Origin of the sequence: Lysinibacillus sp. Ag94, assembly GCF_023242215.1 — a bacterium.
Classification (GTDB): domain Bacteria; phylum Bacillota; class Bacilli; order Bacillales_A; family Planococcaceae; genus Lysinibacillus.
Genome location: NZ_CP096780.1, coordinates 1,356,911 through 1,383,132, shown reverse-complemented (window position 1 = coordinate 1,383,132; position 26,222 = coordinate 1,356,911). Strand labels below are relative to the sequence as shown.

General features: G+C 33.3%; 26 protein-coding genes and 1 pseudogene. 12 read left to right on the top strand and 15 right to left on the bottom strand.

Translation table 11 applies throughout. From position 1 onward, the window contains the following. Window positions 1-267: 267 nt before the first annotated feature. Complete coding sequence (locus MY533_RS06200) at window positions 268-1,221, top strand: protein kinase family protein (RefSeq protein WP_248718406.1); 954 nt, start codon at window positions 268-270, stop codon at window positions 1,219-1,221. 427 nt (window positions 1,222-1,648) lie between these two features. On the opposite strand, the gene MY533_RS06195 is transcribed toward MY533_RS06200, so the two are convergent. Then, window positions 1,649-2,380, bottom strand: a complete 732-nt coding sequence (locus tag MY533_RS06195; RefSeq protein ID WP_248718405.1) for an HAD-IIB family hydrolase — start codon at window positions 2,378-2,380, stop codon at window positions 1,649-1,651. A gap of 84 nt (window positions 2,381-2,464) precedes the next feature. Between MY533_RS06195 and MY533_RS06190 the strand changes: the two genes are divergently transcribed. Further along, window positions 2,465-3,127: a Crp/Fnr family transcriptional regulator gene (locus tag MY533_RS06190; RefSeq protein ID WP_132359409.1), complete on the top strand. Its 663-nt coding sequence runs from the start codon at window positions 2,465-2,467 to the stop codon at window positions 3,125-3,127. A 255-nt stretch (window positions 3,128-3,382) separates the two neighbouring features. Here the strand turns inward: MY533_RS06190 and MY533_RS06185 are convergent, their stop codons facing one another. Next, window positions 3,383-3,823 carry an Lrp/AsnC family transcriptional regulator gene (locus MY533_RS06185; protein ID WP_248718404.1) on the bottom strand — a complete coding sequence of 147 codons (441 nt, stop codon included), beginning with the start codon at window positions 3,821-3,823 and terminating at the stop codon, window positions 3,383-3,385. Window positions 3,824-3,956: 133 nt separating this feature from the next. On the opposite strand from MY533_RS06185, the gene MY533_RS06180 reads away from it, so the two are divergent. Then, window positions 3,957-4,373 carry a carboxymuconolactone decarboxylase family protein gene (locus MY533_RS06180; protein WP_248718403.1) on the top strand — a complete coding sequence of 139 codons (417 nt, stop codon included), beginning with the start codon at window positions 3,957-3,959 and terminating at the stop codon, window positions 4,371-4,373. Between the two features lie 823 nt (window positions 4,374-5,196). Here the strand turns inward: MY533_RS06180 and MY533_RS06175 are convergent. Next, window positions 5,197-5,934 (bottom strand): hypothetical protein, encoded by a 738-nt coding sequence (locus tag MY533_RS06175; protein WP_248718402.1) that lies wholly within the window; start codon window positions 5,932-5,934, stop codon window positions 5,197-5,199. Between the two features lie 710 nt (window positions 5,935-6,644). On the opposite strand from MY533_RS06175, the gene MY533_RS06170 reads away from it, so the two are divergent. The 4 genes from MY533_RS06170 to MY533_RS06155 all read left to right on the top strand — a co-directional run bounded on the left by MY533_RS06170 (window position 6,645) and on the right by MY533_RS06155 (window position 9,732). Further along, window positions 6,645-7,244 carry a hypothetical protein gene (locus MY533_RS06170; protein ID WP_248718401.1) on the top strand — a complete coding sequence of 200 codons (600 nt, stop codon included), beginning with the start codon at window positions 6,645-6,647 and terminating at the stop codon, window positions 7,242-7,244. Window positions 7,245-7,915: 671 nt separating this feature from the next. Next, entirely contained in the window at window positions 7,916-8,344 is a 429-nt protein-coding gene (locus MY533_RS06165; RefSeq protein ID WP_248718400.1) for a hypothetical protein, read from the top strand. Between the two features lie 597 nt (window positions 8,345-8,941). Next, window positions 8,942-9,361 carry a DUF4183 domain-containing protein gene (locus MY533_RS06160; protein WP_248718399.1) on the top strand — a complete coding sequence of 140 codons (420 nt, stop codon included), beginning with the start codon at window positions 8,942-8,944 and terminating at the stop codon, window positions 9,359-9,361. A gap of 50 nt (window positions 9,362-9,411) precedes the next feature. After that, window positions 9,412-9,732, top strand: a complete 321-nt coding sequence (locus tag MY533_RS06155; RefSeq protein WP_132359413.1) for a DUF4183 domain-containing protein — start codon at window positions 9,412-9,414, stop codon at window positions 9,730-9,732. Between the two features lie 457 nt (window positions 9,733-10,189). On the opposite strand, the gene MY533_RS06150 is transcribed toward MY533_RS06155, so the two are convergent. The 3 genes from MY533_RS06150 to MY533_RS06140 all read right to left on the bottom strand — a co-directional run bounded on the left by MY533_RS06150 (window position 10,190) and on the right by MY533_RS06140 (window position 13,644). After that, window positions 10,190-11,098, bottom strand: coding sequence for a DMT family transporter (locus MY533_RS06150; protein ID WP_248718398.1), 909 nt, complete (start codon window positions 11,096-11,098; stop codon window positions 10,190-10,192). Between the two features lie 207 nt (window positions 11,099-11,305). Next, window positions 11,306-12,946: a sensor histidine kinase gene (locus MY533_RS06145; protein ID WP_248718397.1), complete on the bottom strand. Its 1,641-nt coding sequence runs from the start codon at window positions 12,944-12,946 to the stop codon at window positions 11,306-11,308. Next, complete coding sequence (locus MY533_RS06140) at window positions 12,943-13,644, bottom strand: response regulator transcription factor (RefSeq protein ID WP_248718396.1); 702 nt, start codon at window positions 13,642-13,644, stop codon at window positions 12,943-12,945. Before MY533_RS06140 ends, MY533_RS06145 begins: the two co-directional genes overlap by 4 nt. Window positions 13,645-14,369: 725 nt before the next feature. On the opposite strand from MY533_RS06140, the gene MY533_RS06135 reads away from it, so the two are divergent. The 3 genes and pseudogenes from MY533_RS06135 to MY533_RS06125 all read left to right on the top strand — a co-directional run bounded on the left by MY533_RS06135 (window position 14,370) and on the right by MY533_RS06125 (window position 16,655). Continuing rightward, window positions 14,370-15,554, top strand: coding sequence for a DUF418 domain-containing protein (locus MY533_RS06135; RefSeq protein ID WP_248718395.1), 1,185 nt, complete (start codon window positions 14,370-14,372; stop codon window positions 15,552-15,554). 116 nt (window positions 15,555-15,670) lie between these two features. Then, window positions 15,671-16,074, top strand: a pseudogene (locus MY533_RS06130) (hypothetical protein); the annotation flags it as partial. Between the two features lie 29 nt (window positions 16,075-16,103). Further along, on the top strand, window positions 16,104-16,655 hold the full coding sequence (locus MY533_RS06125; protein ID WP_248718394.1) for a GNAT family N-acetyltransferase: 552 nt from the start codon (window positions 16,104-16,106) through the stop codon (window positions 16,653-16,655). A 41-nt stretch (window positions 16,656-16,696) separates the two neighbouring features. Here MY533_RS06125 and MY533_RS06120 read toward each other — a convergent pair whose 3' ends face one another. The 4 genes from MY533_RS06120 to MY533_RS06105 form a co-directional block, all read right to left on the bottom strand. Next, window positions 16,697-17,080 (bottom strand): GntR family transcriptional regulator, encoded by a 384-nt coding sequence (locus tag MY533_RS06120; RefSeq protein ID WP_248718393.1) that lies wholly within the window; start codon window positions 17,078-17,080, stop codon window positions 16,697-16,699. Between the two features lie 209 nt (window positions 17,081-17,289). After that, on the bottom strand, window positions 17,290-18,069 hold the full coding sequence (locus tag MY533_RS06115; RefSeq protein WP_248718392.1) for an ABC transporter permease: 780 nt from the start codon (window positions 18,067-18,069) through the stop codon (window positions 17,290-17,292). Window positions 18,070-18,073: 4 nt separating this feature from the next. Beyond that, a complete protein-coding gene (locus MY533_RS06110; protein WP_248718391.1) occupies window positions 18,074-18,976 on the bottom strand; it encodes an ABC transporter ATP-binding protein in 903 nt (300 codons plus the stop codon). Further along, entirely contained in the window at window positions 18,960-19,211 is a 252-nt protein-coding gene (locus MY533_RS06105) for a PLD nuclease N-terminal domain-containing protein (RefSeq protein WP_248718390.1), read from the bottom strand. Before MY533_RS06105 ends, MY533_RS06110 begins: the two co-directional genes overlap by 17 nt. A gap of 177 nt (window positions 19,212-19,388) precedes the next feature. On the opposite strand from MY533_RS06105, the gene MY533_RS06100 reads away from it, so the two are divergent. Together MY533_RS06100 and MY533_RS06095 are read left to right on the top strand one after the other, a co-directional pair. Continuing rightward, entirely contained in the window at window positions 19,389-19,934 is a 546-nt protein-coding gene (locus MY533_RS06100; RefSeq protein ID WP_248718389.1) for a helix-turn-helix domain-containing protein, read from the top strand. Window positions 19,935-19,968: 34 nt separating this feature from the next. Further along, a complete protein-coding gene (locus MY533_RS06095; protein ID WP_248718388.1) occupies window positions 19,969-20,829 on the top strand; it encodes a YitT family protein in 861 nt (286 codons plus the stop codon). Between the two features lie 121 nt (window positions 20,830-20,950). Here the strand turns inward: MY533_RS06095 and MY533_RS06090 are convergent, their stop codons facing one another. From MY533_RS06090 to MY533_RS06070, 5 genes are all read right to left on the bottom strand, one after another. Next, window positions 20,951-22,051 carry an ABC transporter permease gene (locus MY533_RS06090; RefSeq protein ID WP_248718387.1) on the bottom strand — a complete coding sequence of 367 codons (1,101 nt, stop codon included), beginning with the start codon at window positions 22,049-22,051 and terminating at the stop codon, window positions 20,951-20,953. Next, complete coding sequence (locus MY533_RS06085) at window positions 22,048-23,304, bottom strand: ABC transporter permease (protein WP_248718386.1); 1,257 nt, start codon at window positions 23,302-23,304, stop codon at window positions 22,048-22,050. The genes MY533_RS06090 and MY533_RS06085 overlap by 4 nt, the downstream gene beginning before the upstream one ends. Before the next feature lie 8 nt (window positions 23,305-23,312). Beyond that, complete coding sequence (locus MY533_RS06080) at window positions 23,313-24,245, bottom strand: ABC transporter ATP-binding protein (protein WP_248718385.1); 933 nt, start codon at window positions 24,243-24,245, stop codon at window positions 23,313-23,315. A gap of 138 nt (window positions 24,246-24,383) precedes the next feature. Then, window positions 24,384-25,028, bottom strand: a complete 645-nt coding sequence (locus MY533_RS06075) for a response regulator (RefSeq protein ID WP_248718384.1) — start codon at window positions 25,026-25,028, stop codon at window positions 24,384-24,386. After that, entirely contained in the window at window positions 25,029-25,709 is a 681-nt protein-coding gene (locus tag MY533_RS06070) for a sensor histidine kinase (RefSeq protein WP_248718383.1), read from the bottom strand. Between the last annotated feature and the right edge of the window lie 513 nt (window positions 25,710-26,222).

Here is a 26,222-nt window from a genome sequence, read left to right as displayed (position 1 = left end):
TTATGTCAAATTCTCATGTCTCTTAGCGTCATTTGCGCGTTACATTCCTTCATTCGGTCTATTCATAAGGCAAAGGCCAAAAGCCATTCAATAGGAAAAAATGATCTTAATGATTCAGAGCTTTTATATCCCATTTGTTTAATTACATCACTTAGTTTATTCGGTGGAATACAATCTCTATTTTTTTATATACAATTGTAAAAATATTCTATAAAATAAAATTGCAGATTTAACATCCAGGTAAGGGTAAAGTTTATGGAGGTTGAGATGGATAATCAAAAAATAATGCTTATATGTAGTCATTACGACGTTACCCCTAAAAATATAGATATTTTTAGAATGGGTGAAAGTGTTTTAGCAAAAATTGAAGCAGAGTATACATATATCTTAAAAGGGGAACAAGCAAGTAAAACCTATTGGGAACAATGTTGTCATTTTGCTAATAGTCTATCAGAAAAAGGGATGAATGTTTCTCAATATGTAAAATCTAAAAGTGATTTTTACGTTGTAGAAATTGAGGAGAAAGTATATTCATTAGAAAGAGAACTAAAGGGCGAAATAATTGAAACTATAACAGATGCAGAACTTGTTGAAATCGGTCGTTTGTTAGGTGTTCAGCACTTCATCTCTCAACAATTATCAACTCCATTCAACACAGCTACTTCTTGGAGTTTATTTGGTGGAAATCAAACTGATGCAATTGGGGATTACGATGAAAATGAGTTAAGCTTTATAGACTTTAAAAAACAGTTTAAATCACACCCGATCTTTACTAAAATAGAATCTTTATATAATGATTATCGTCAAAGATTAAAGTTAATTTGGGGTTATTTACCACAAGGAGCGATTCAAGGTGATTTTTGTTATTACAACATGTTAAAACAAAATCAAGGGAGTCTAGCAATTTATGATTTCAATCTAGCTGGAAATGAAGTTTATTTAAATGAATGTATTGCAGTTGGTGTATATCATGCTTGGCATGTTCCCTACGAAGGTAGATTAAATGGAACGGAGCGATTTAAATTATTTATGGATGCATATAACAAAGAACGCCCCTTAAATAAATTAGAAAGAACTTATGCTGCTTACACAAAAGCCATTATACGCGCGTTTCGTTTTGACAGAGTAGAAGATGGTATTTTGTTAGAAAGTAAAGAAGAACAAGATTTATTTTTACAGGAAACGTTACATATACTTGAAGAATTAGAATTTAATAATTAGTGATTACTCGATAGTAACTTTAAAAAGTTTTATTAAATTAGTTATCCTTTAAATGAGAACAACTATCAAAAGCATGTTTTGATTAATCTTTTTCAAAACATGCTCATATATACTTATTGCCCAGTTTATTTTAAGAAGATATTGTGCCGGAACGTGATTCACAAATTGACTTTTGTACAAGGGTCACTTTCATTTCAAGACCCTTTAAAAAGCTTCGGTAGTTTTGTCAGTATACCGTTTAACGCATAAGTACTGATATATCATTCACTTTTTTTCATAAAGTACAGCGCTTAACAGGCTTTAATTAAGACATAAAATGAAAGTAACCTGTTATTCCTGAATAAATCCTAAACCCTTCAATATTTCTATTATTATGTTGCTGATGTTGAAATCGTCTAAAAGTGGTAAAATATTTATTAATTTTGATTTATTTTAAATCATATTTTCTCATTAGTTCACGAATCTTCTTCGCTACGCCAACTCGTTCAACAATGTCATTCGCATAACTTTTCACATCATTACTCCCAACACATACACTATGAACCGCATGCTCAAACAAGCATTGGTCATTGCTATCGTTCCCAAAAGCAATAAACTGTTGAATGTTCAACGTATGTAGTCCTCTAACTTTATTAATCCCTAGAGGGCTAATGTCGATGGCATGCTCAGTCTTATAGTGTGTGACTATGACTGGAAATGCTTCAAGCACTTCTAACACTTCCTCATTTGGTTGGAATAAAACTAATTTGCAGACTGGAAGTAATTGTTCCAACGGTATGTTCGTTGAATTGGTTTTATCGATATTTCGATAAATAGGATGGTCAATATCACCTGTAAAGGAGTAATTCCACTGACCATCTGCTAAATATTTCAACTGATGTCGATGAATAAGTGTAATGAGTTGGTCCAATATTTGTTGTTCAAAATGTGTCACTTGAATTTGCCCATGATCATACGTAAATGTTCCATTTCCTCCGACTAATAGACCTTCATGAAAATCCTTTGGTATGATAGGTACTAAATCACGAATAGGTCTAGCTGAGGCAAAAATCACTTGATGCCCTGCTAACCTTAATTCTTGAAGTGCTTCAATAATTTCTCTATCAATACTTTTACCATCAAAGCAAAGTGTTCCATCTAAATCGAATACAAAGTTCATTTAAATCCCTACCTCTTTATTAATTAACTATAACTATATTAAAATTAAAAATATTAATACAGGACAGATGTCTCGGAGGAAAAAATGAATCAAAGTCTATTTAAATCTATTTATAACTACACTTTTACACAAGAACTAACTCCATCCCTTATTGTATGTCCTTTCCAACCAAATGAATACATTTTAAAAGCAGGAGACCAGATAGACGGATTATATTTTTTACTGTCAGGAAGGTATATGGTATCAAGTTTAGAAGTGACTGGGAAAGAGTTATTATTAAGGTACTGCCAACAGCCCTCGATTATGGGCGATATTGAAATATTTACAGATTGTTTAATTGTATCTAACTGTATCGCTGTAGAGCCATGTGAAGTTTTAATTATTCCATTAGACGTGTACGAAACTCATTTAAAATTTGATAGTAAATTTAATCAATTATTATTAAAAGAGTTAGCATATAAGCTCCTAACTTGCACAATTTCATCTAGAGTTAATGCGCTTTCTCCAGTAAATGTACGTTTAGCAGCTTATTTATGTACTGTTGAATCTCCAACACATGTCAATCAATACATAAAAACAAATTCTTTAGATGATGTTGCCTCATTAATTGGTACTACAAAAAGACATATAAATCGTATCCTAAAGGACTGGTCAGAACAAGGGATTATCAGTCGAGAAAATAATGCGATAGAAATTTTGGATTGGGCTAAGATGAAAGAAATTTCCGAAAATGTACGCTTTGAATAAACACGGAAAAACAAAACTTCATAAACCAAATTCTAAGGTGGATTCTTAGTTTGATAGTTGAATTAAATAAAATCCCCGTTTTACATTTAATACAGAGGTTTTGTTTCCAAACTTTTAATAAACAGTACAAACTTATTTTCAAACCTACAATGTATGCTTTTTAGAAAGGCTACCAACATAATGGTAGCTTTTCTTATTGAAGTATCGTGTAGGTTATTTTAATAGAGAGAAAGTAATCTTTAGATAAAGAAATGATTATTCCATATCAAATCTTAAATTTGTTTGAACTTCTGAAAAAATAAAATGTGTTACAGTTTGCGCAATTGGACTAACGGTATCAATGAACTTCTCAGCTTTAGCAAAGGTTTCAAAATGCATTTTAAGCATATAACAAGCATTTCCTGCAATACGATAACAAAATTCTACATTTGGAAGTTTCTCTATATAATTTTTAAAAGACTTATAGTCACCATTTTTAATTGTTGCTTCTATTATGCATTGTATTGGTAAATCTAATTTCTCATAATCAACTTCTAAAGTATATTTTTTTATCAACCCAAATGACTCCATCTGTCTTACTCTTTCCGTTATGGATGGGGAAGACAATCTCACTCTTCTCCCAAGTTCACTCATTGATAAACGGCTATTATTTTGTAATTCATTTATTATTTTTTTATCAATATCATCTATTTTCATTTTTAAAGTAAATCCTCCTATGTTCGTTAATAACTTTAACAATTCTTCGTTAATTCATCGTTAATTTAATGTGATTTAGTAATATTATTTTTTATAATTAACTTATAGTAAATATACCAAGGAGGTACTTTAAATGACAAGAATTGTGGAATCTGATTTTGGAGAAACACCTTTTCAAAGACTTTTAGGACATAACAAAGAAGTAATGGAGGCATGGTCACACTTAGGAGAGGTATTAGAAAAAGATGGACTGCTACTTTCTGGAATAAAGGAACAGGTAAGACGAACATTAGCGCAAAGTAGCGGCTGTGAGTATTGTAAAGCGAAAGGAAAACCTGAACCTGATAACTTTAATGAAAAAATATCTATCGCGGTAGGATTTGCTGAAGTATTTTTAAAACAAAGGGGTGATATATCGGATTCTATTTTCAATATATTGAGAGAATGTTTTACAGAAGAGGAAATAAGTGAACTATGTGCATTTATCTCCTTTACCACTGCTTCACAATTTTTCGGAGCTATTATGAAATTAGAAGCTGTTGGAATATAACATAGATTCCCAACTCTTTATCAACGAAAGGCTGAATGCTACCACCATTACATGTAGATTATCCAGAAAAGTAAAAATGATTTACCTGACTAACCGTCTCCCCAGTATTACACTGGGTTTTTTTGTTTCCTTTTTATTTTTGATGCACACTTTTGGGGTACCGAACGACAACAAAGGAATCTTTTTGAATACATACACAAAAATGCTATATTCATAACTTTTCTTTCATTAGAAGGCATTAAAAAGGTTTGGGAATAACCCCCAAGACTTCCAATATTGTAGCTTTAGAATAAGGATCGATAAAAATATAAAAATGTACCCTATAAGATAGACACTTTCAAAAAGTTCATCTTATAGGGTCTTTTTGTTTATAATGAAGAAAAAAACGAGCGATGAAAAATAGTATAATTAAAAAATTATTTTCAAAACAACAACAGGCACTTAAAATTAAATCCATACGTCAAAACGGTAAGCTCAAAAGCCATTATTTATACAGATGAATTTAAAGAATTTATTAGTAATGAATACGATAAAGGAAAATATCCAATTGAAACTTTTCTAGAGGCGGTTTTTGACATTGAAGCCCTTGGTTCAGCGTATTCAGAGAGCTTCGAATCGTTGGGTACGGCTTATAAAGAGCATGGACTAACAGGTTTTTAGAAGATGCCTGAAAACATACTTCAGGTCCACTAATGATTTTTATTGAAAACGATTGGCTGGTTTAGATGAATAGCAACAATCTTTTGGAAGAAGCGACTGATCTAATTAACAGTCGCCCCGTTTGTTAAGTATCTTTCTTCACAAGAAAGTGTTTCATTATATATTAATGTATTTTTCCAAATTTATCACAGCTAATTTCTATAGTAAATAATTTATCAATTGATAAATTATTATAATGGTGAATACCTTCAATACGAATGCTATACGTTTGGTCATCTAACAAAGTGGCTTTGTAAGACGTCTGTTCCCACGTTCCTTCAGAACCTTTCGCTACTTGCGTTGATATCTTGTTTATTCCTGCAAATACTTGGCCATTTCTAGATTCGCTGTATTGTGTTTCAAAATCCACTATAATCTCAATTCGAGTTAATATACCTGAAACATAAATATATTTTTCTAATGCCCAGCCACCACTTACTTCGGTAGCATCTTGATTTTTCTTCGTTGTCGTAACAGCTAACGCTTTACGTTCCTCTTCCAAAAAAACATCTACTTGTTCCTGAATCCTATTTGCAAAAACTTCCGGTTCTACCCAATCTTCTGCTTTAAATTCATCTATTGGGGATACTCCCAGCTGCATTCCTAACTTCTGTTGATTTACTTTTTCTACGATTTTAACATATTGCTTATGATATTCTTCCTTTTGTTCTTCAATTAATTTTAAAGGAGTTTTTGTTTTTTCTTCATTCATATCAGATACAGTCTTATCTTCTGTTGATTGATTAACTGGTGAAATCTTTAACTCATCTTTTTTTACTTGTTCTTCTGTTTCTAACTTTTCATTGCACCCCGTGAATACGAACATTGTTAATAAAATTCCTACATATAAATATTTTTCCACCTTTTTCTAATCCCCTTTGTTACAATATTTTCTATTTATTATACTTCAAAAAAAATTAATATAAACAATGTTCATTTAATTAATCCTTATAAAACTATCCTACTCTGTTAGTTCAATAAAGAAAAAAAGAGCTGCATATGTAACTCAATAAATTTCAAGTAAAGCCACCATTAAATTTAAGTGTAATTTTTCACAAATCCTTAGAATAGAATTTTGGCATTGAAAATGCGGATCACACCATACTTATTAATTTACTCAAAGTGTTCAGAACAAGATAAAAATCTATCTCCATGTACTTCTTCAAAATTCCATTTTCATAGCTTTCTCTTCATTTTGATATTAAAAAATTTCATCTTTTCATAAAAAATATTTATTTCTTTTTCTTTAATAAACCTATTACCAATCACCTTTCAATCTTAATTCATAGAATATTAGTGAAAACAAAATAGGATATATTTTATTAGAATTATTTCCTGTAACAAATGCAGTAATTACGCATTACCATTAAATCTTTATACTAATTCCTCAACTGCCATGATTAATTGTCCACAGTTATGGCATTTTTCATTTTACACACTATCAACTCCCTATAATAAAAACATCATAATTTTCTGATTCTTCATTCTATTCTGACATTTTTTGTCTTTATTTGTCGAATCTATTTACTTTCAAAAATTTTTATTCTATATTTTACCTACAAGAGGGATAATATGGAAAAGATAGGAAAAATATTCACAGCGTTATTTGCAGTATTTATTGTTTTTAGTATTGCAGGGAAGGCATCAGCATCAGAGCTGACGCAAAAACAAAAAGAGTCATACTACAATGAATACGTTTCTATTATTGAGGAGACAAATTCTAAGTATGACAAAGATTTAAAAATTGCTCCAATCCAAGAGTTCACACAGGAAGATTGGAAATCACCTGAAGAATTTAAAAAGATAGTAACAGATATGGCTTCTCAAGAATGGGTTCCTGTCCCTAAAGGAAATGACATTACACCTTTTGCCTCATCTGTTGGAACAAAGCGTGTCACTAAATATCTATCAGGTGTTTCGGTAGAAATTACTGTTACAGGCTCTTTTTATACGGTCCTTTCTGGTGATCGACAAGTGTTTGGAAACATCCAGTCTATAACATCTAAGGCGGACAAAGGGACATGGACTCAACTATCCTATTCTCCAAAATTACTTGATCTTAATAGAACATACTCAATTGATATTGGTGGAAATTTTGTTTACAATAAGGTAACTGATTCCACTAATATACATGTAGAGTTCTTTTGTACACCCACAGGTGCTATTAATTAAGTAAATTTACTTTTCTATTAATAAAACAGCATGATAAAGAATGTTGATAAAATTCCCTAAAACGATTTTATCAACGTTCTTTTTTCTTTCAACTAAACACTTTCTGTTTTTCCAAGTAGTCTAAAAATTTCAAAATACAGCAAAAACCAAGGCATTGACAGGGAAATTTTAATGGAGTACTTCGTGACTTTTCACCATAAAGTATTAAAAGAATGGCTAGTGCGTGATTATGTACCTGAACATCTGTATTTCAATTGTGCAATAAAAAAATCCCCCATTAAAGTTAGTGCCACCGCCATTACATGTAGATTACCCAGAAAAGTAAAAATGATTTTCACCTGACAAACCGTCTCGTATTATACTGGGGTTTTTTTGTTTCTTTTTTATCTTCAAAATTATTTTCGGAACCCCTCCTGTAATACAAAAAAAAGATTCTTTTGATGCATACCCTCGGAGTACCGAACGCCAACAAAAGAATCTTTTTGAATACATAAGACAAATTCCTATTCTTAGCCCCGGAACAATATGCTCAAAGTGTTCACTAAATAATTTCTTTCCTCACCCACAAACTAAGTTGTCCTCTTTTAAACAAGAATTATCAAGGACATTTAAGTAATAAATTAATAATAAGTTCATAGTGTATTAATGAATCATTTCTTTAGTACTTGTAATTGATACAAAATATAACAAAGGGGAATGGCTATGAGATTGAATTTATTACACTAGCACCAACATTATTTCATGTGTTTAAAGCGGGCGAATCGAATCCCAAAAAAGAGAAGCGCATTGTTTATGGACAAGCTACATCAGACACAAATGGTATAGCTACATTTTATTTTACAGACAATGCATTAGCTAATGGCAATCCGCTGTTATCAACTATTGACTTTGCAGTTTCAACTGTATATTCTACAAATTCAACGATAAATTTAAGACCGAGAGTACAAATGAGAGAGAAGAATATTACATCAAAATATGTCTCTGCTAATATTACAAACATTAGTGGTGTAACCGTTTTAGGAATTAATGTATTAGGATCGGAAAATCCAGTAAGTGGAGTTATTGTAGATTTTATGATTGTAGGCAGTTTTGATAGTTAAGGGAAAGCGACGAAGAGTTTGTAGTTGGTTCAAACAACTTCAATTTGCGAAATGTTATAACATTACTCAACATTAACTAACGTTAAAATCTATAAAAACCGTTTTATCGTTCTCTTTACGTTTCTTCTGAATAAATCCTTTTCAATCCAAACAGGTTTACCTATCCCCCATAAAATTACCTTCCAGTATAATATCTTTCTTATAAGAACCAGCCATTCAAAGGGCATTTAACTGTAGCGTGTTGCGCTACGGTTTTTTCATTCTTACACAAAATAAAATCTACAAAAGCTTAATCTTCAACACTCATCTATTGCAAATTCCTTTAGTCTAATTCTTTTTTTTTGTTTTTTTAACAGTATTTCTATCACTTTTTGCTTGTATAAAACGCTACTTTAATTGCTTTAAGGTATTCAAAAACCTATTTTTTCGTAAAAAAATTGATTTAATTCTCTTTTTATAGACTAAGTGCCAATCACCTTCCCATTCTATTTCATAAAATATAGTAAAAATAAGATAATTTTTTTTGAAAATCTTTCTTTATAACAAATGCCTATACCTTACGGGGTCAAAAACATATGAAAAAGGGAGGTGAAAAAAATGGGAAAATTGGACCCGCTAACATTGATTTGTGACAGTTGTTGTGAAAATAATCGAATTTTTTGGCCCCGTTTAAAAGCTATTGATGTAGGTTCTATTCAACCTCCTCCAGTTGTTATCCCTGAAGGAACTATTATTCCAATAATAAATAGATATTTTTATATTGTGACAGATGATATTGATTTAACAAACGGAATAACTCTTCCTGCTAATTTATTTACAGATGATAATGGCGATTCTGTAACAGAATTCAAGCTTTTTAATCCCAATGGATATGTCAATCTTTACATTAATGCTGTGATGCAAGAAGGCGGTGCTTATAAAGTAACCCCGGATTCGTTAATCCTTACCCCATTTAATACAACTATTTTTGCCGGAACTCCAATCATTATTGAATCATTGGGTTTCCAACAAATGTGATATGAGAATCTACTAAATTATTCTTTTTCCCTTGAAAGGAGGTGAAAAAAATGGCACTTTCAATTATTAATATTCATGTAAACGTTAATGGTACTTCCACACGATTTTTTGATGTGTTAGCAGCAGATTTAACAGTTGCTGACGGTACTACAATCCCAGCTACAGCCTTTCTAAATGATAGTGGAACTGCTGCGACTGCTTTTCCAGTAGTAACACACGGCTACTATAATTTCTATATAAACGGTGTAATGCAAGAAGGCGGTTCGTATACAATTTCTGCAACAGAGTTAACTTTTAACGGTGTTACTGGTACAATCTCAGCCGGAACTCCATTAGTAGTAGAAGCTGTCGAATTAGTTACACAAACTTAATGATTAACTTTTAACTAATCGTAAGTTGAAAATCTAGCCTTTCTTCTACCTTTTGTACAAGGGTCACTTTATTTCAAGTGACCCTTTATTTATAATTTCCTATCAAAGCTCCGATTTGAATTTTTAACCTATCTGACCTTTTAATAGCACTTTAAGGCTGAATACTGTAATAGCATTCGCTTTGGTTTTACTACAAAGTGTTTCTAATTGAAAGTAACCTGTTATTCCTTGAAGACCTGTTACTACCTGATATGTAAACTTTCTTAATTTGAAGTGATCCCTTTTAGATAATCTAAAATATTAGAAACCCACGATTTAATAGAGATTGATCAAAATACGTGGGCTTGATTTGTTATGACTTTGGTTTTTATTAATAACTTTGATTAAAAATCCTAGAATTTAAAAACAGTAATCACTATCTTGACGAACTCTTAAAGGAATTCTTTTGTAACCCCGGTTAGGACTCTTTTTGTATAACTTTAATAGGAGCACTTAATTTGATTTTTTGACTAGTTATATAAACTCCTATAAGAATAAAAACTAATCCAATGATTAATCTCCAACTTATATTTTCATTTAAAAGAAAATATCCCCAGAAAATAGCTGATACTGGAACTAAGTATGTAGATATGGAAGCGAAGTTAGGACTTCCTTTTTGAATTAAGTAAAAGTAAAGTAAATAGGCTATACCTGATCCAAATGTACCTATTCCAATTAATGCACCTATATGATGCCACGATAATTTAGTTAAAATTTGAATTGGCTCTTCTAAAAATAGAACTATAACACCACTACATATGCTACCGACTAATAATGTACCTAAAGAAATTTGGAACATGGATATTTCTTTTAAATAACGCTTTGTTATATGGGTCGCTAAACCATAGCAAAAAGTTGCTATCAACATTGCGACGAAATTTAATGAATCCACTGAAAAAACATTTGATAGATGGATATCTGAGAGTATTAAAATACCTACGAATCCAATACATAGACCTATTATTTGGTTACGATTAGAATGGATACCAAATAATAAAATTCCTAAAACCATTGTCCATAATGGTTGGGTTGCATTTAAAACTGAAGCTAAATTACTAGTCATTTTTTGTTCGCTAAAACATATAAGAGTCCATGGAATTAAAGTATTTAGTATTCCTACAGCAAACAAAGGTATCATAGGAATTTTCCCACTAAAAGATTTGCGGAAAAATGGTATAAGCACAATAAGTGTTACAGCTCCAAAAGTTGACCGTAAAAATGCTACTACCAAAGGATTGAAATCTGCAACTAAAATTTTAAAAAAATAAAAAGATCCTCCCCAAATAAGACTTAACATAATTAGTGCAAAGTATAATTTACGTGACATTTTTTCCCCTCTTTATTTGTTATCTAGAAATTATATAGATTTTTTACATAAAATCTCCTCATGGTCCAACGTGCAATAATCAATCTTTTTAATAAAACTATAACTATTATATCTATTTCTTTTTTAGCTTTTTGTTTATATAGGGATACACTTCAACTTCAAGCCTGTTACACGAGTGATTGATTTTCACCTGTACTGCAAAATATTTTAAAGTTTAAACTTCAACACAAAAACTGTACCTCCTGCTCCCGATTGGACACTAATGGCTCCATCATGCAAATCAATTAACTGTTTAGTAATAGCCAACCCTAATCCTGTACCTGTTGTATCGTCTGTAGTATTTGTCCCTCGATAATATCGCTCAAAGAGGTTATCGAGCTCCTTCTGAGGAATCCCAGGACCTTTATCGGCAATGGTCAGCATAATTTCATTACCGATATTTTTCGCTTCTACACTTACCTTCGTACCATCAGGCGTATATTTTTTAGCATTAGTTATTAAATTGTCTAAAATGCGCTTTAATAAAAGCTCGTCTGCTTCGAGCATAACATCCCCATAAACCTTTACAGACACCTGCTCATCCTCATATTGAGGTAACCATATGTTGAGTGGTAATAACACTTTTTCAAGCTGGATCGCTTTATTTTTTAATTGGTACGTATAGGTTAAATCTTGTATAAGAGCATCCATGTAGGTCGCCTTCTCCTGCATTGTAGTTGCAAAGACGCGCATTTCTTCATTTGTCCACTCATAATCTTTAGAAGCAAGCATGGATGAATAACCATATATAGAGCTTAACGGTGTCTTTAAATCATGGGATAAGCCTGTTATCCATTCTTCACGTAATTGCTCTGCATGCTTAATTTGTCGTTCATTAGAGTCAAGACGTTCTGATAAGTGATTGAGAGATTCATCAACTGGCCTAAATAACTTAAATTTCCTTTTCAATTTACCTGTCTTACGGTGATGTACCTTCTTATCTCTTACTTTACTGTAATCAAACTGTGAAAGTCGCTCTATTCGAGATAGTATATACAAAAGCGGACGAACAAATTGACGAGAAATGCTAATCGATAAAAAGAAGACCCCTATTAACATGATCATACTTTCACCAAAGAAGCTGAAAATAAATAAAAACATTGCATTTTTAAAAGGATCTTCCAAAGGCTTGTATGACGGATTTGGCATCCGTACAACTAGTGTCGAGCCATCCTCCAATGCAGCATTTTTTGTAAACTCTTTATGTTCGAAAATATCATATTTCTCTTCTAGCAATTGAGGCTTATGTAGCTTTTTATAACGCTCTCCAATGATCTCTATCCTATCCCATTGCTCATTATAGATTTCAACAGATGCCTTATTGTCTTGTAAACGCTGAAGTACCTCATTTGAAATTCTCCCTGTAGCTTTCCAATTTTGTAGTGCCTCCTCAAAAAGTGGATGGACAGATGATATAGGTAAAAATAACAAATAATATTTAGGAATCTCCCATGTGTGCATTCCCGGGCGTTGAAGAGCCATTATTTCGTTATCTGTCATTCCACATAGTTCACATGAATCTCCTGTGTAATCAACAATTTCCATCGATTCATTGAACAAATATAATTGCCCTGCGTTCTCTTCAGCTCGCTTCACTAAATAATCAGCAAGCTTAATGGATTTGCCTTTTTCTATGACAGCATTATCTTCAATTTCAGAGGAAGTCATTGTATGAATATTGTCACCCATATGAACAATGAGAGATTGAAAGAAAAACACCAAACAAATAATAAAGCCTGAAATGATTAGTAAATAAAAGATGCTGAAATAAGACACAAAACGAAGTGTTAATCTCCTAGCTGGCTTCATGAAAGAACATCTCCAACCAGTTTATAACCAATCCCCCTCACAGTTATAATGTAAGTTGGTTTACCTGGATTCTTTTCAATTTTTTCACGTAGTTTTCGAATATGTACCATCACTGTATTATCATCAAACAAACAATCACCCCATACACGCTCATAAATTTGCTCTTTTGATAAAACTTGCCCTACGTTTTCACATAAATACTTCAGTAAGTGAAATAATCGCCCACTAATAATTTCCTTTGTACCATCTACCGTTATCTCTGCTGCATCCATATCAAATGTAAACCCATCACATGTGAATATATGGCTTTTTGACGCACTCTTTTTCTTCATATATCTTGTAAGTTGTACCTTCACCCTCGCAACAAGCTCAAGTGGATTAAATGGCTTCGTAATATAATCGTCTGCACCGTTCATAAAACCGCGAAGCTTATCTGCATCACTACCTTTTGCCGTTAAAAAGAAGATAGGCGCTTCACTTTGCTCTCGAATCATATTCGCCGTATCCAGACCACTACCATCCGGAAGCATAATATCTAATAGATAAAAATCAAAAACCTTCGTTTTAATCTTATTTTTTGCTTCTTGAACAGTACAGCAAAGTGTAATGTCTAAAAACCCCTCTTTTCTTAAGATAATTTCAATCATTTCCGCAATTGCACGTTCATCCTCTAACACTAAAATTGACGCATCTTGCATACTATCACCTTCTTTTAAGATTAATTTAAAGTAGTCATTATTTCATAATAAACTTTCACTATGTATAAGATAACCAATTGAGGAGATTAAATGCAATAAAAAACGTGTTTCCTTTATTGATACTATGCGTGGGTTCGGCCCTTAATAGCTAGTGCTTGTACGGTTCAAGATAAATGAATACGCAACAAAAGTCTCATAAAAGAGTGATCTTATCATCATAAAAAGTCATCTCCCTCTTAAAAAAATTTAAAACTTTTTATTCAGTCTTTAAGATTTTATTAAGATACTCATTATTTTCCTATAAGGTTATGCCCATATACTTACACTATGTAAGATTACAGGTGTAGCAATAAAACGAGTTTCTTTTATTGATTTATGCAAGGATTCAGTTCACTTAGGATATTACTTGCGAATTTACTTATTGGAAACATAGAAAAGGATATAGTTTGAAATGTATAACGCGTTAAAAAAGCGAGGTCCATTTGAACAGATTTTACATTTGTGGACGCACAGAAGGAGGGTAATAGAATGCTGACGTTTATCTATGAAGTATTTGTCTTTTCAATTACTAACTTAATATTTGATAGCTTTGACAAAATAAAAAATAAAAAGAAATAGCCCTCTTAGCTTAGGTTTCCGACTCAACTAGAAAGACTCCAATGAAGTTGTACATCGTAGAGGTGCTTTGGTCTAATAGCAAAATAATGAATTGGGAGGTTACATTTTTGGGAATAAAACGAGTTTCTTTTATTGATTGTATGCGAGGATTTAGTTTACTTGGGATATTACTCGCGAATTTGCTTATTTTTCAATATGGAATCATAGGAAAGGATGAAGTAAAGGGTTTATCACAGCTTGATGAAGGTGCACTGTACTTCTTGAAAGTTTTTGTTGTAGACTCATTTATGCCGATTTTCACATTACTTTTCGGCTTTTCACTTATAAAACTAGTAGAATCTGTACACCGAAAAGGTAAAAAAAGTAGATGGGTAATTCTTCGTCGGAGTATTGGTCTTATTGCATTAGGTTGGCTCCATTCAATAATTTGGGAGGGTGATATTTTAGTAGTTTATGGTGTAACGATCCCTTTATTAATTCTTTTTATCAATCGAAAAGCAAAGACTACATTTATTTGGGCAGGGATACTGTTTTCTGCAGGGATACTGTTTGTTACTTCTACTATGCTGTTGTATGGACCAAGTGAGGTCTCAATGAAGCAACAGCAAAGGATTGATACTTATATTGAAAAAGAAAGTCATACATATGTAAATGGTACCTTTGCAGAAACATATGATTTTCGTAAACATGCTGAAATGCCAGGAATGGAAGATCCTTTAGCTTATATGGCTAACGTGATATTCGGATTAGTTTTACATTTACCATTATTTTTAGTAGGGATGGGACTAGCCAAAGTCCGTGCATTTGAAAATTTGGAGCAGGAGAAAAAGTGGTATATGCTAGGGGCACTTCTTGTACCAATTGGGCTGTTGTGCAAGTCTCTTGGACTAATGGAAAATAGTTTTTCTCCTATGTTTTCGATGGGCGGCGCTATGCTATTATCGTTAGGGTATGTGTGTTTAGCTGCCTTACTGTATAAATTTTGGCATACCTCTATTATTTCACAGGTCTTTGAATGTGTTGGTAAACTATCGCTAACAAATTATTTAATGCAATCCATTATTTGTACGACTATCTTTTATGGCTATGGCTTAGGGTTGTATGGAAAACTAGGTGACTTTAATGGCATTTTGTTAGGCCTTATTATTTATGGTTTGCAATGTGTAGTGAGCTTTTTCTACTTGAAAAAAAATAAACGAGGTCCATTTGAACAAAATTTACATATGTGGACGCACTGGTCATACCCCCATCATTTAAAGCAAAAAAAGCAAGCACAACAAGTCGTTTGTTAGAAAATAATATAGGAAAAATTGACATTTCATCATATTTTAGAGCGATATTTAAATCGCTCTTTTTCATTTTAATCCTTATCTAGTAGATTCAGATTTACGAAACTCTTGGTAACTAATTACCCAAGGCTTCACATAGTATTGTCAACGATCTCGGTTTGGGCCTAGCTGCTGTAGTTCCATGAACAAAGGGAATTGTAGTCGTCACCTTAGCAGTCGTTGGCGCCATTACAGGCATAGACGATTCTGGCTTCTCAAGTATTTCCTTGGTGGTACTGCTACTTTAACAGCTTTAGGACACAAAACAGCGATCTTTGAAGGAGGAGGAACATTAATTCCTTGGGCATTAATCCCCGCTGCTATTTGTAATGTTAGCCACTTCGAACTTGCATGGCATAATTTATTACTAGTGGCGATTGGCCTTGTGATTACAACTATTGTGGCAGTATTGTTAATAAAACATTATAAAAGTAATGAACTCTTTAGTGGTTCTTTTCTACACAATTTCAATGGTATAATTTAACTATACAATTAGAAAGGTAGATGAGTTTAATGAAAGTTTCCTATTGGCGCGGAGCAAAAATACGGTTAAGAGCGCCGAAGTCTGAAGACATTCATATATTTGAAAATTTAGACGATGATATACTTAAAAACCTTGATTCAGTCGCTTTCCCTCGGACAAATCAGCAAATTGAAGAATGGATAAATGAAATATCACAAGGGGCATCTACTGACAGTGATGATTTTTATTGGATTGCAGAGGATGCTTCAAACAATGTCGTGGGGACAATTGAGGTTTCTGATTGTGATGGAAAGAACGGAACATTTGACTATGCTATAACGGTATTTCCCCCACATAGAGGAAAAGGGTATGCAAAAGATATGATTTTAACGATTTTAAAGCATTATTTCTTTGAACTTCGCTATCAGAAAGCAACAATTTGTGTTTACTCCTTTAATGCATCTTCAATAGCTCTACATAATAAACTGCGATTTGTTGAAGAAGGCCGATTAAGAAATATGATTTATACAAATGGTTCCTTTTATGACGAGATCTATTTTGGCATAACAAAGGATGAGTTTAGTAAAATTCACTCTAATTAGTAAGAGATGGCTTCTGCTCATTGCAGAGGTCATCCCTTTTTTTAAGGCTCGATATAAAATTTTCTTATATTCTCATGAAACAGCTGCTGTAACTGATATTCGCTAATACCTAAAACATAAGCTTCACACATAATTTGTTCTACCTTTATAGAAATTTGTTGAAGGCTAACACCCTTTGCTTCAATAGGCTTATTAACAGTTACTTTTGAGTTAGGTTTTATAGCGATTATTCCCTTCTTCTGAAGCTCCTTGTAGCTTTTATGAACGGTATGAAGATTAAGGTTTGTTTTTGCTGCTAAATCACGAATAGAGGGCAATGGATCACCATTTTTGCAAATTTTTCCTGTCGCTATTTCAAAAAGTAGTTGCTGGGTTAACTGTTGATAAAAAGGAATTTTACTCATTGGATCTATTTTTACATTCAATTGTTCACGTTTCCTTTCATATGGCTTTATCGCTAATAAAGGGATGTCATTTAAAAAAACGTTTAGCATGAAAATAAGTTGGTTTAGTAGTGGTTGTGCGACTCATTGGGAATCAGGTCACTCAGGTGTTTTCATAGGATGTGCAGTTCATAGCCCGAATCGCTCTATTTTATTTCACTCTCGCTACCCAAACACTTTTCTGAAAGAAGTTAAAATTTCTTTTTCGCAATAAAACTTTGCATAGTAATGATCATTAATAAAACGAACAGCAGTGTTCCTACAATATTGAGGCCATACCAAGACTCCACATCACCCGACATTAGAATATTTGTTGCATACATACTATTACTAGCAGGATTAACAATGTCTATTAACGGATGAAGCCCAGCGATAAAACGACATATTAATAGACTAACAATACTTATTAGCGCAATAAATGCAGTACTGTTAAAAAATGTACTTATCATCGCAACAAACGTAATGATAAATAACAACCAAACACAATAAAATACTAATGCCCAAAAAGCTTGTCTCATAGGAACAGTAGTAAATAAGTACGCTGAATAGCCATAGGACACTGCATAGCCAAGAGCTATACAGCTAACTGCCAACATATAATGGATGATGATTTTACTTTTTAAATAAGAAGCTATCGATACTGGCCTTGTAAGGATAAATGCCATCATGCCATTTGCTTTCTCTCCTTGGATAATACTCATAGTAGCGACGACCAGAATAATAATGCCTAGCTGATCAAACTGTGAATTTAACGTTGAGGCAAGTACCTCCTGTCCAACAGGCTTTGCCATCGTTGGATCAATTAATATACCTTGAACACCACCAGCTGATTGCAAAATAACAGGTAAATAATACATCATTATCGGTTGTGTTAACCCTAGTAAAATAAATACAATTGGTAGCCACAATATTTTAAACTCCCTGGCCATTTGATGTACCTCTTTTTTGCTTAATTCGATAAAAGCACTCATTTACTTACACCACCAATTCTAAAAATATCTCTTCTAGATTGTCTTGAATACCCACTTCAAATTTAGTAAACATCACTTTTGAATCCAGTCCGTGCTGTATTAATCGATTAGCATCTGTTTCCAAATTTTCAACGTATATTTTGAAGCCATTTTGACAGCTTTCGATTTTTTGCACATAAGATAATTGTTCAAGCATTGTTAACCACTGAAAATCTACCTTGCGAATCATTAAAAAGATAACTGATTCTTGATGGCGCTCAAGCAACTCTGATTTGGTAGCATCCTCTATTTTGTGACCATTTTTAATCATTATAAAGCGCTCACAAATTTCCTCCGCATCGCTTAATATGTGCGTTGATAGTAAAACTGTCGTTTCTTTTTTTATCTCTTTTAATAAATTTAACACTTCTCTTCTTCCTATTGGATCGAGCGCTGATACCGGTTCATCCATAATCATTAAAGCTGGCTTATGCAACAATGCTTGTGCAATGCCGAGGCGTTGCTTCATACCACCTGAAAATGTCCCGACATGAATATGTGCTTCTTTCCCTAAGCCTACCTTTTCTAAAAGTAATGGAATTTCTTTCTGCAATTCATTTTTTGATATGCCTGAAAGTTTTCCCATAAAGGACAATGTTTCAAATGCTGTCATCCATGAGAAAAAATTAGGATACTGAGGTAAATAACCAATTTGATTTCTCATAGATGAAATCTTTTGACCTTCAAGAAGAATTTCACCTTCGTCTGCATTTAGAATGTCTGCAATGATTTGAATTAACGTGGATTTCCCCGCTCCATTTGGTCCAATTAATCCAACACACTCATTGGAATCAATGGCCATTGAAAAATCATTCACGGCTGTTTTTTGTTTAAACTTTTTCGTAATATTTTTAATCTCTAAGCGCATGTTTATTTACATCCTTTCTACCAATAATGAAGTACAGAACAGAACCAATTGAGTTACAGAACAAAATTATAATTGTCCACATCAGTATGTTTTTCCGCGTATCTCGGTGCCGATATAAATCGAATAAAGCAACAATGATTAGAACAAATCCTACGAATAAAAATGGCAAAATGATTGGAAGTATACTTGCCCAATCCAATTGGCTTAGATCATCAAAACCATAGTGTAATTTCATTACTAAAACCCCCATTCATTATCATTATTGATAATGATAACAGAAGATGTAAATAATTTCATTACCTTTCTACTGTACATCTGTATAAAAAATATATAGTATATTTATTGATAATGTTCTCATATTGATAACATTTGATTGCTTCCCTTGATTCCATTAGATAGGAGGATCGTTTTTATGCGGAATAAAGCAGAGGTTTTAATGCACCCTGTGAGAATGAAAATTTTACAAGCTCTAATGCACGATAAAGAAGAAGGCTTAAGCACTTTGGAGATGATTTCTATCATAAAGGATGTACCTCAAGCTACTTTGTATCGTCACATCCAAATTTTAATGGATGAAAACATCATAAAAATTGTGAAAGAGCGAAAAGTACGTTCTGTCACAGAAAAATTTTATGCATTAAATGAAGGAGCAGAAAAACTTAGTCAGGAGGATTGGACACAACTAACAATCAAACAAAAATTAAATTATGTTTCCAACTATCAATTAGCTTTACTATCACAATATCAAAATTATTTAAATTCACTTGATGAAGAAGAAAGACTTGCAGATTTAGCAACTTTCTCATTTATTGATTTGACATTAACGACTACTCAATTTATGAGTTTTGAAAATGAATTAAACGAGTTAATAATTAAATACTATAATATGGCCGACTCAAGCAAAGAGAATGAGACTGAGACAAAAACAATTGCTATAAATATTATTCCAAAACCTTAAGTAATATTTTTACGTAAAGAAATGGAGAAGATTTATGAAAAGAAGAAAGACAGTTGAAAACACACGAAAATTTATCATGATTATAATTGGCGCCATCATCGCAGCATATGGATTAGAAGCGGTATTAATACCGAACGATGTCATTGATGGTGGCGTGACAGGTATTAGTATTATGGGAGCACACCTCTTTGGTATTCCATTAGGCGTACTGCTCTTTGTATTAAATATTCCTTTTATTTGGATTGGCTACAAACAAGTAGGTAAAACTTTTGCATTGATGAGTTGTACTGGAATAGCAGCTCTTTCTATTTCCACAGTGCTTATGCATGATGTTAAAACAATTTTAGGTCCAAATGATCCGTTATTAATTGTTTTATCTGGTGGTATGCTACTAGGTGTTGGGATTGGGATTGTCTTACGTAACGGTGGGGCTTTAGATGGCTCTGAGGTTTTAGCCGTGTTGCTATCACGTAAAATTCCGTTTTCAGTCGGGGATATTATATTATTTATTAACGCCTTTATTTTCTTAGGGGCAAGCTTTATTTTTGGCTTAGAGAGCGCATTATACTCAGCTTTAACGTACTATATTGCGAAAAACGTTATCGATATTATTCAAGTAGGTTTAGAAAAATCAAAAGATGTTCGTGTTGTCAGTGCAAAGTCAGAGAAAATTGGTGATGCGATTCAAGCTCGCTTAGGACGCGGTGTTACATATACAAAAGGACGTGGCGGTTTTTCTAATGAACCAACGGATATATTAAACTGTGTCATTAACCGTATGGAAGAAAATAAACTTGTGTCGATTATTAAAGATATCGATGAAAGTGCCTTCGTAGTTATTTCTGATGTATCAGAAGTACGTGGTGGTAACTTCAAAAAGCGTGATATTCACTAAAATAAGAGTAAGTAAGTCGTTCATGAACTGCACCACAACTGTTAGATATATAATAGTTGTAGGTGCAGTATTTTTTATGACTACATTTACAGTTGAAGATACATATTAGCATACTTAAACTTTAGCTTTTCTTCTCCAAAACACTAATGCCAATGCCCATAAATACGACTGTAATAAATAATAGTAGGCTTAAAGGTTGTAATAACTCTACATAAGAACTAGCATTAATCGTCACACCTTTTAAAATCTCTAAACCATATTTGATTGGCGAAATATTAGATAAAGCTAAAATTACTTTAGACGAAACGATTTCTAATGGCCAATAGGCGCCACCTAGCATCGCAAATGGTACTGCAATGAACGCCATCACTGTATTAAATTTACTAGGTGTATTCGTAACAGAGGCGATAAAAATAGATAATGCAACGATACACAATAAAAAGGGTATGACTGCAATTAAACTCGCTACAAACCCTCCATAAAAATCTACACCAACGCCAAAATAAAAAATGCAAAATACTAATACGATTTGTAGATAGCCTAATAAAAACGCATAAGCTAGATTAGCCGTATATACTTCCCATTTACTAATACTTGAAACCGTTAAACGATTCCAAATACCATTTCTACGCTCCATGACGATATGATTAACACCGTTGGCTACCGTATAAATAACCATAAATAGCGCAAAGCCAAATAGAGTGTGAAGTCCGTTATCCCATTTTAATCCTTTTTCATTAGAAAAGTTTTTATACTGGATATTAAATGATGGAGCTGTTTTCGCTACAGCGATCACACTTGTTACCTCATCTTGCAAATGCGTAGGAAAAGCTTTTATCATCGCATCATTTTGAACCACTTGACTATAAATTTGGTCTAGTTCTTGTTGAACAAATTTGGAATTCATAAAATCAACAGCCACCAGTAACTTATAGCTTGATTCCTGTAAAAAAATTGCTACATCGACTTTACCTGTTTCAACTAATTTTGTTGCTTCACCCTCACTATAAATCGTAAATTCATAATTTTTATTACTTTCTAACTCAGTCAGTACTTGCTTTGTCATTTCCTCACTTAAAGTCGAATGGATAGCAATAGGCTGTTTTGTTTGTTGTCCATGCCCTATCAAATACGCATAAAGACAAATAATGATAGTAGTTGCAATTAAAGCGCCGGGCTTTCTTTTTAATAATAAAAATTTTGTCTTGAGTATATGGATCATGCAATACCACCTCTTTTCGGGAACAATAAAAAGGCGATTGTTGTACAAATCACTGCTACAGCCATTAATATCCATAAATAAGATGAAATTTGGCCAAGCCCTCCTCCTTGCTGTATCGTTAAATAACTTTGTAAGGCTGCTCCATTCGGTGTCCAACTCCCAATTTTCGCAAGAGTCGGCGCAAAGGAACTTACATTAAAGAAGCTACCACCGAATAAAGCTAAAATTGATACGAAAACTGAGCTAAACAAATTAGAAAACTCTGCCGAATTAAAGCGGTAGTTAGCTGCTGATAGTAATGCTGCAATGCTCCCAACAACAATTGCCAGCATCAATGTCACGAGTAAATGTAAAGGCAATTGTACAAATGAAATATCAAGCATAAGATAGACAACTCCAAATATAATGGACACTTGAATGAATGACAAAATAACAGTTGAAACAATAACCGATAATAAATAAATCATCGGATTGATATTTGCTAGTAAAATACGATCAAAAATATGCATATGCTTTTCTAAGAATGCTTGACTGGAAAGTGTCCCTGCTATATATAAAATAAACATGACAGTCATACTAAATGTATAATATACACTCGTTGAGACAGGCTCCTGTTGATTTACCGTCTTAACGGTAGATGAAAAATCTGCTGTCGGCAATTTAACATCCTGCGTTAATAACCCTTTTGAATTAAACTCTGCCATAAGCGTATATTGATATTGAAATGACTCTAAAATTTTTTGTGTAATCGTCGAAGCAATTTCTTTCTGTTCATTTAAATACACATATAAGGCAGGAATTTCTCCTTTCGCGAAAAATGATGTATAAAATTGCTTTGTAAATCCGGCTGGTACTTCAAGTATTACATCATACTCTCCTTCTTTTTTGAGTCTATCCAAATCACTTGACGCAATCTGAGAAACAGTAATAAATTGTTGCATATCTTCCTGCTCTAGCAATTGCAAGAGCCTAGAAATAGGTAGCATTTGTTTCAGGCTCTCTCGTGAATGTACATCGGCCCATTTCTCACCTTGTGATTCCTGCAAAATCGTCGTCAACTCTTGCTGCTCATCCTCATGTTGTACAATCGCAACCTTCACATTAATTGGATTACTATCATCATCCATTGATGAGCCTAACGCAAAACTTAATATTGTTATTAGTCCTATCGGCATTAATAGTAAAATTACTAGCTCTTGAGGGTGACGCCACAATACTTTTAACTGTTTTCGAATAAGTGCTAAAAACATCATAGCCCCCCCTAATTCCTTAAAGCTCTACCGGTTAAATGTAAAAACACATCTTCCAATGTAGGCTCTTGGACATGAAAACTTTTAAGAACTATGTCGTGCTTCTCACATAAAGGTAATAACATTGGAAGGAAATCGGTATTTTTCGCTACACTAAAGGAAATATCCGCATCCTTTACCTGAAAGTTCGATAAAAAGCCTTGTTTCATAAGCTCATCAACAAATTCATTTGAATGCTTTTCTAGCTTTAAGACAATCGTTTTTTCTGAAGATAATATCGCCTTAATTTCTTCCTTTTTCCCAGCTGCGATTATATGCCCTTTATCCATAATATAAATACGATCACATAAATACTCGACTTCCTCCATGTAATGACTCGTATAAATAATCGCTGTATTGGCTTCTTTATTCAGCCTCTTCACAGTTTCTAAAATATACTTTCTCGATTGTGGGTCAATGCCCACTGTCGGCTCATCCATAATTAAATATTCAGGCTCGTGCAGTAGAGCAACACCAATATTTAAACGTCTTTTCATCCCGCCAGAATAATGTTTAACAAGTTTTTTCGGCTCATTTTCGAGTCCGATTTGTGCTAGCACTATACGAATCCGTTCCTGCAATTTCAGTCGTGGAATTTTGTAGACGTCTCCAAAAAACTCCAAATTCTCACGTGCTGTCATTTCCTCATACAAAGCAATTTCTTGCGGTACAACACCTAGTACTTTTCGTAAAGAAGTTGGATTTTTTAAAATGCTTTTATGCTGTAATAAGACATCACCTGTTGTTGGTTGAATCAACGTCGACATCATCGCAATTGTCGTTGATTTACCAGCACCATTCGGTCCAAGAAGTCCTACAATTTCGCCGGGCTCAATGTATAGGCTCACGTCATCCACAGCGTTTACTTTTTTAAATATTTTTGTTAGATTAACTACTTCAATCATTCAACAGCCTCCTTTCTCTAAAGAATAGCAGTTGCATAATGACTAGACGACTAGCTTCCGTCATAAAAGGCAGTGACTGAAGTCATTTTTAAACTGGACGAGCCAAATGAAATTCATTATGAAATCTTATATTATGCTTTAAACAATTCCATTCCGTACTGCGTAGATCGCTAACTGTGTCCGATCTCTTAGTTCAAGCTTCTGTAAAATATGGGTAAGATGATTTTTCACTGTACCTACCGATAAAAATAACGAATCCGCAATTTCTTTATTCGTTTTACCCTCCCCTATTAGTTGGATAATTGTTAATTCACGCTCTGTTAGTGTGGAAAGCTGTGTTGTTGTGACTTTTGTAGGCGTTTGTTGCAATAACCTAGGCATTAGCTTGGCAGCAACATCTTCTTGAATGACCATGCCCCCATCTAATACACTATGAATGCTCGCTATTAGCTTTGCTGGCTCAGACGACTTGACAAGAAAGCCGCTTGCACCATCTTTTAATGTTTGATAGGCATACTCTTCATCATCAAATGTTGTCAAAATCAGTATTTTTATATTCGGAAAGTGACTACGGATATGCTTTGTCGCCTCTATTCCACACATCTCTGGCATGCGTATATCCATTAATACAAGATCAACATATACCTTCTCAAGTAATTGTAAAGCCTCCCTACCATTACTTGCTTCTGCTGTTATTTGCAATGTCTCATCTTGCTCAATCATCATTTTCAGACCATTTCGTACTATAGTTTGATCTTCAACTAATAAAATTCGTTTTTTCATTCAAGCTCTCTCCTTCATCGGAAAAGATCCATCAACTATAAATTGTTGCGCCGTTTTATATATACGTAGCTCTCCGCCAATTTCCTGGATGCGTTCGGTCATATTTTTTAGTCCAAAACCATGAACAAGTGGTGACTGCTTCATTGATTTGTTTTTTACTTGAAAACTGATTTGTTGTAATGAATCTTTTCCTAAAATGATGTCGACTTCCTTTGAATCACTATATTTCATCGCATTTGTTAAACATTCTTGTAAAACGCGATAAAGCACTATGCTTTGCTTATTGGAAATAGGTAATGACATTACTCCCTTTTCAATAGTAAAGCGAATATGTAAACGACTTTCCATCTCTAGTCTTCTAATTAAATGTAGCACCGATGAAATGCCATATGCCTCGCTCGATTTTAACTGTCGAACCGCATACCTTGTTTCGTTTAAACTTTTACGTGCTAATTGCTTAATATCTTCTAACTCGTCGTGTCCATACTGAATGGATATCATCTCTGCTTGCATGAGTAATGCAGTTAAATTATGTCCTACTGAATCATGTATATCACGAGCAATTTTTGTACGCTCCTCTGCTCGTACAAGCTGGTCTTGCTCAACGGATAGACGTTTTAATGCACGATATTGTCCTAATAATTCTTTGTACAAAATATTTTTTTCACTGTATGCTTGCATGTAATGACGCATCACCAACGAACATACAGAAAGAATAATTAACATTAGTAGCCCGTATAATGGGAGCCATTGCAACAGGACAAATATCAAGCCGATAACAGTTAAGCTGCCTATAAAAAAATAATAAAATTTCGCCTGCAGTAGAAAAGCGCCCTCCATTATAAAGAAAGCCAAAATTGGCAATACATACATGATATGCAGTGAAAAGAATAGGCTACAAAATAATATAAGAACAATCATTATGTAACTTAAAATTCGCAACTTTTTCAAAAGAGGTGTGATGAAATATAAAGTTAAAATGACCGTACAGATGAAAAAAGCGGCTGTCAATGATGCATCCGTGTAATAAGTGTGAACTAGGAAAATGATCATTAATAGCAATATACAACTATTGCGAAAGAAAAAATATTTCATAGATTGACTCCATCCTATACTATTATTTTCAACTTATTATACATCTTTTCAATTCCTTAAAATGTAATCACTTACAAATATCAATAAAAAAACGCTAGA

Coding starts and splice junctions, on each gene's coding strand:
- MY533_RS06200 (WP_248718406.1), top strand. CDS start 268: ATGGATAATCAAAAAATAATGCTTATATGTAGTCATTACGACGTTACC.
- MY533_RS06195 (WP_248718405.1), bottom strand. CDS start 2,380: ATGAACTTTGTATTCGATTTAGATGGAACACTTTGCTTTGATGGTAAA.
- MY533_RS06190 (WP_132359409.1), top strand. CDS start 2,465: ATGAATCAAAGTCTATTTAAATCTATTTATAACTACACTTTTACACAA.
- MY533_RS06185 (WP_248718404.1), bottom strand. CDS start 3,823: ATGAAAATAGATGATATTGATAAAAAAATAATAAATGAATTACAAAAT.
- MY533_RS06180 (WP_248718403.1), top strand. CDS start 3,957: ATGACAAGAATTGTGGAATCTGATTTTGGAGAAACACCTTTTCAAAGA.
- MY533_RS06170 (WP_248718401.1), top strand. CDS start 6,645: ATGGAAAAGATAGGAAAAATATTCACAGCGTTATTTGCAGTATTTATT.
- MY533_RS06160 (WP_248718399.1), top strand. CDS start 8,942: ATGGGAAAATTGGACCCGCTAACATTGATTTGTGACAGTTGTTGTGAA.
- MY533_RS06155 (WP_132359413.1), top strand. CDS start 9,412: ATGGCACTTTCAATTATTAATATTCATGTAAACGTTAATGGTACTTCC.
- MY533_RS06150 (WP_248718398.1), bottom strand. CDS start 11,098: ATGTCACGTAAATTATACTTTGCACTAATTATGTTAAGTCTTATTTGG.
- MY533_RS06145 (WP_248718397.1), bottom strand. CDS start 12,946: ATGAAGCCAGCTAGGAGATTAACACTTCGTTTTGTGTCTTATTTCAGC.
- MY533_RS06140 (WP_248718396.1), bottom strand. CDS start 13,644: ATGCAAGATGCGTCAATTTTAGTGTTAGAGGATGAACGTGCAATTGCG.
- MY533_RS06125 (WP_248718394.1), top strand. CDS start 16,104: ATGAAAGTTTCCTATTGGCGCGGAGCAAAAATACGGTTAAGAGCGCCG.
- MY533_RS06115 (WP_248718392.1), bottom strand. CDS start 18,069: ATGAGTGCTTTTATCGAATTAAGCAAAAAAGAGGTACATCAAATGGCC.
- MY533_RS06110 (WP_248718391.1), bottom strand. CDS start 18,976: ATGCGCTTAGAGATTAAAAATATTACGAAAAAGTTTAAACAAAAAACA.
- MY533_RS06105 (WP_248718390.1), bottom strand. CDS start 19,211: ATGAAATTACACTATGGTTTTGATGATCTAAGCCAATTGGATTGGGCA.
- MY533_RS06100 (WP_248718389.1), top strand. CDS start 19,389: ATGCGGAATAAAGCAGAGGTTTTAATGCACCCTGTGAGAATGAAAATT.
- MY533_RS06095 (WP_248718388.1), top strand. CDS start 19,969: ATGAAAAGAAGAAAGACAGTTGAAAACACACGAAAATTTATCATGATT.
- MY533_RS06090 (WP_248718387.1), bottom strand. CDS start 22,051: ATGATCCATATACTCAAGACAAAATTTTTATTATTAAAAAGAAAGCCC.
- MY533_RS06085 (WP_248718386.1), bottom strand. CDS start 23,304: ATGATGTTTTTAGCACTTATTCGAAAACAGTTAAAAGTATTGTGGCGT.
- MY533_RS06080 (WP_248718385.1), bottom strand. CDS start 24,245: ATGATTGAAGTAGTTAATCTAACAAAAATATTTAAAAAAGTAAACGCT.
- MY533_RS06075 (WP_248718384.1), bottom strand. CDS start 25,028: ATGAAAAAACGAATTTTATTAGTTGAAGATCAAACTATAGTACGAAAT.
- MY533_RS06070 (WP_248718383.1), bottom strand. CDS start 25,709: ATGCAAGCATACAGTGAAAAAAATATTTTGTACAAAGAATTATTAGGA.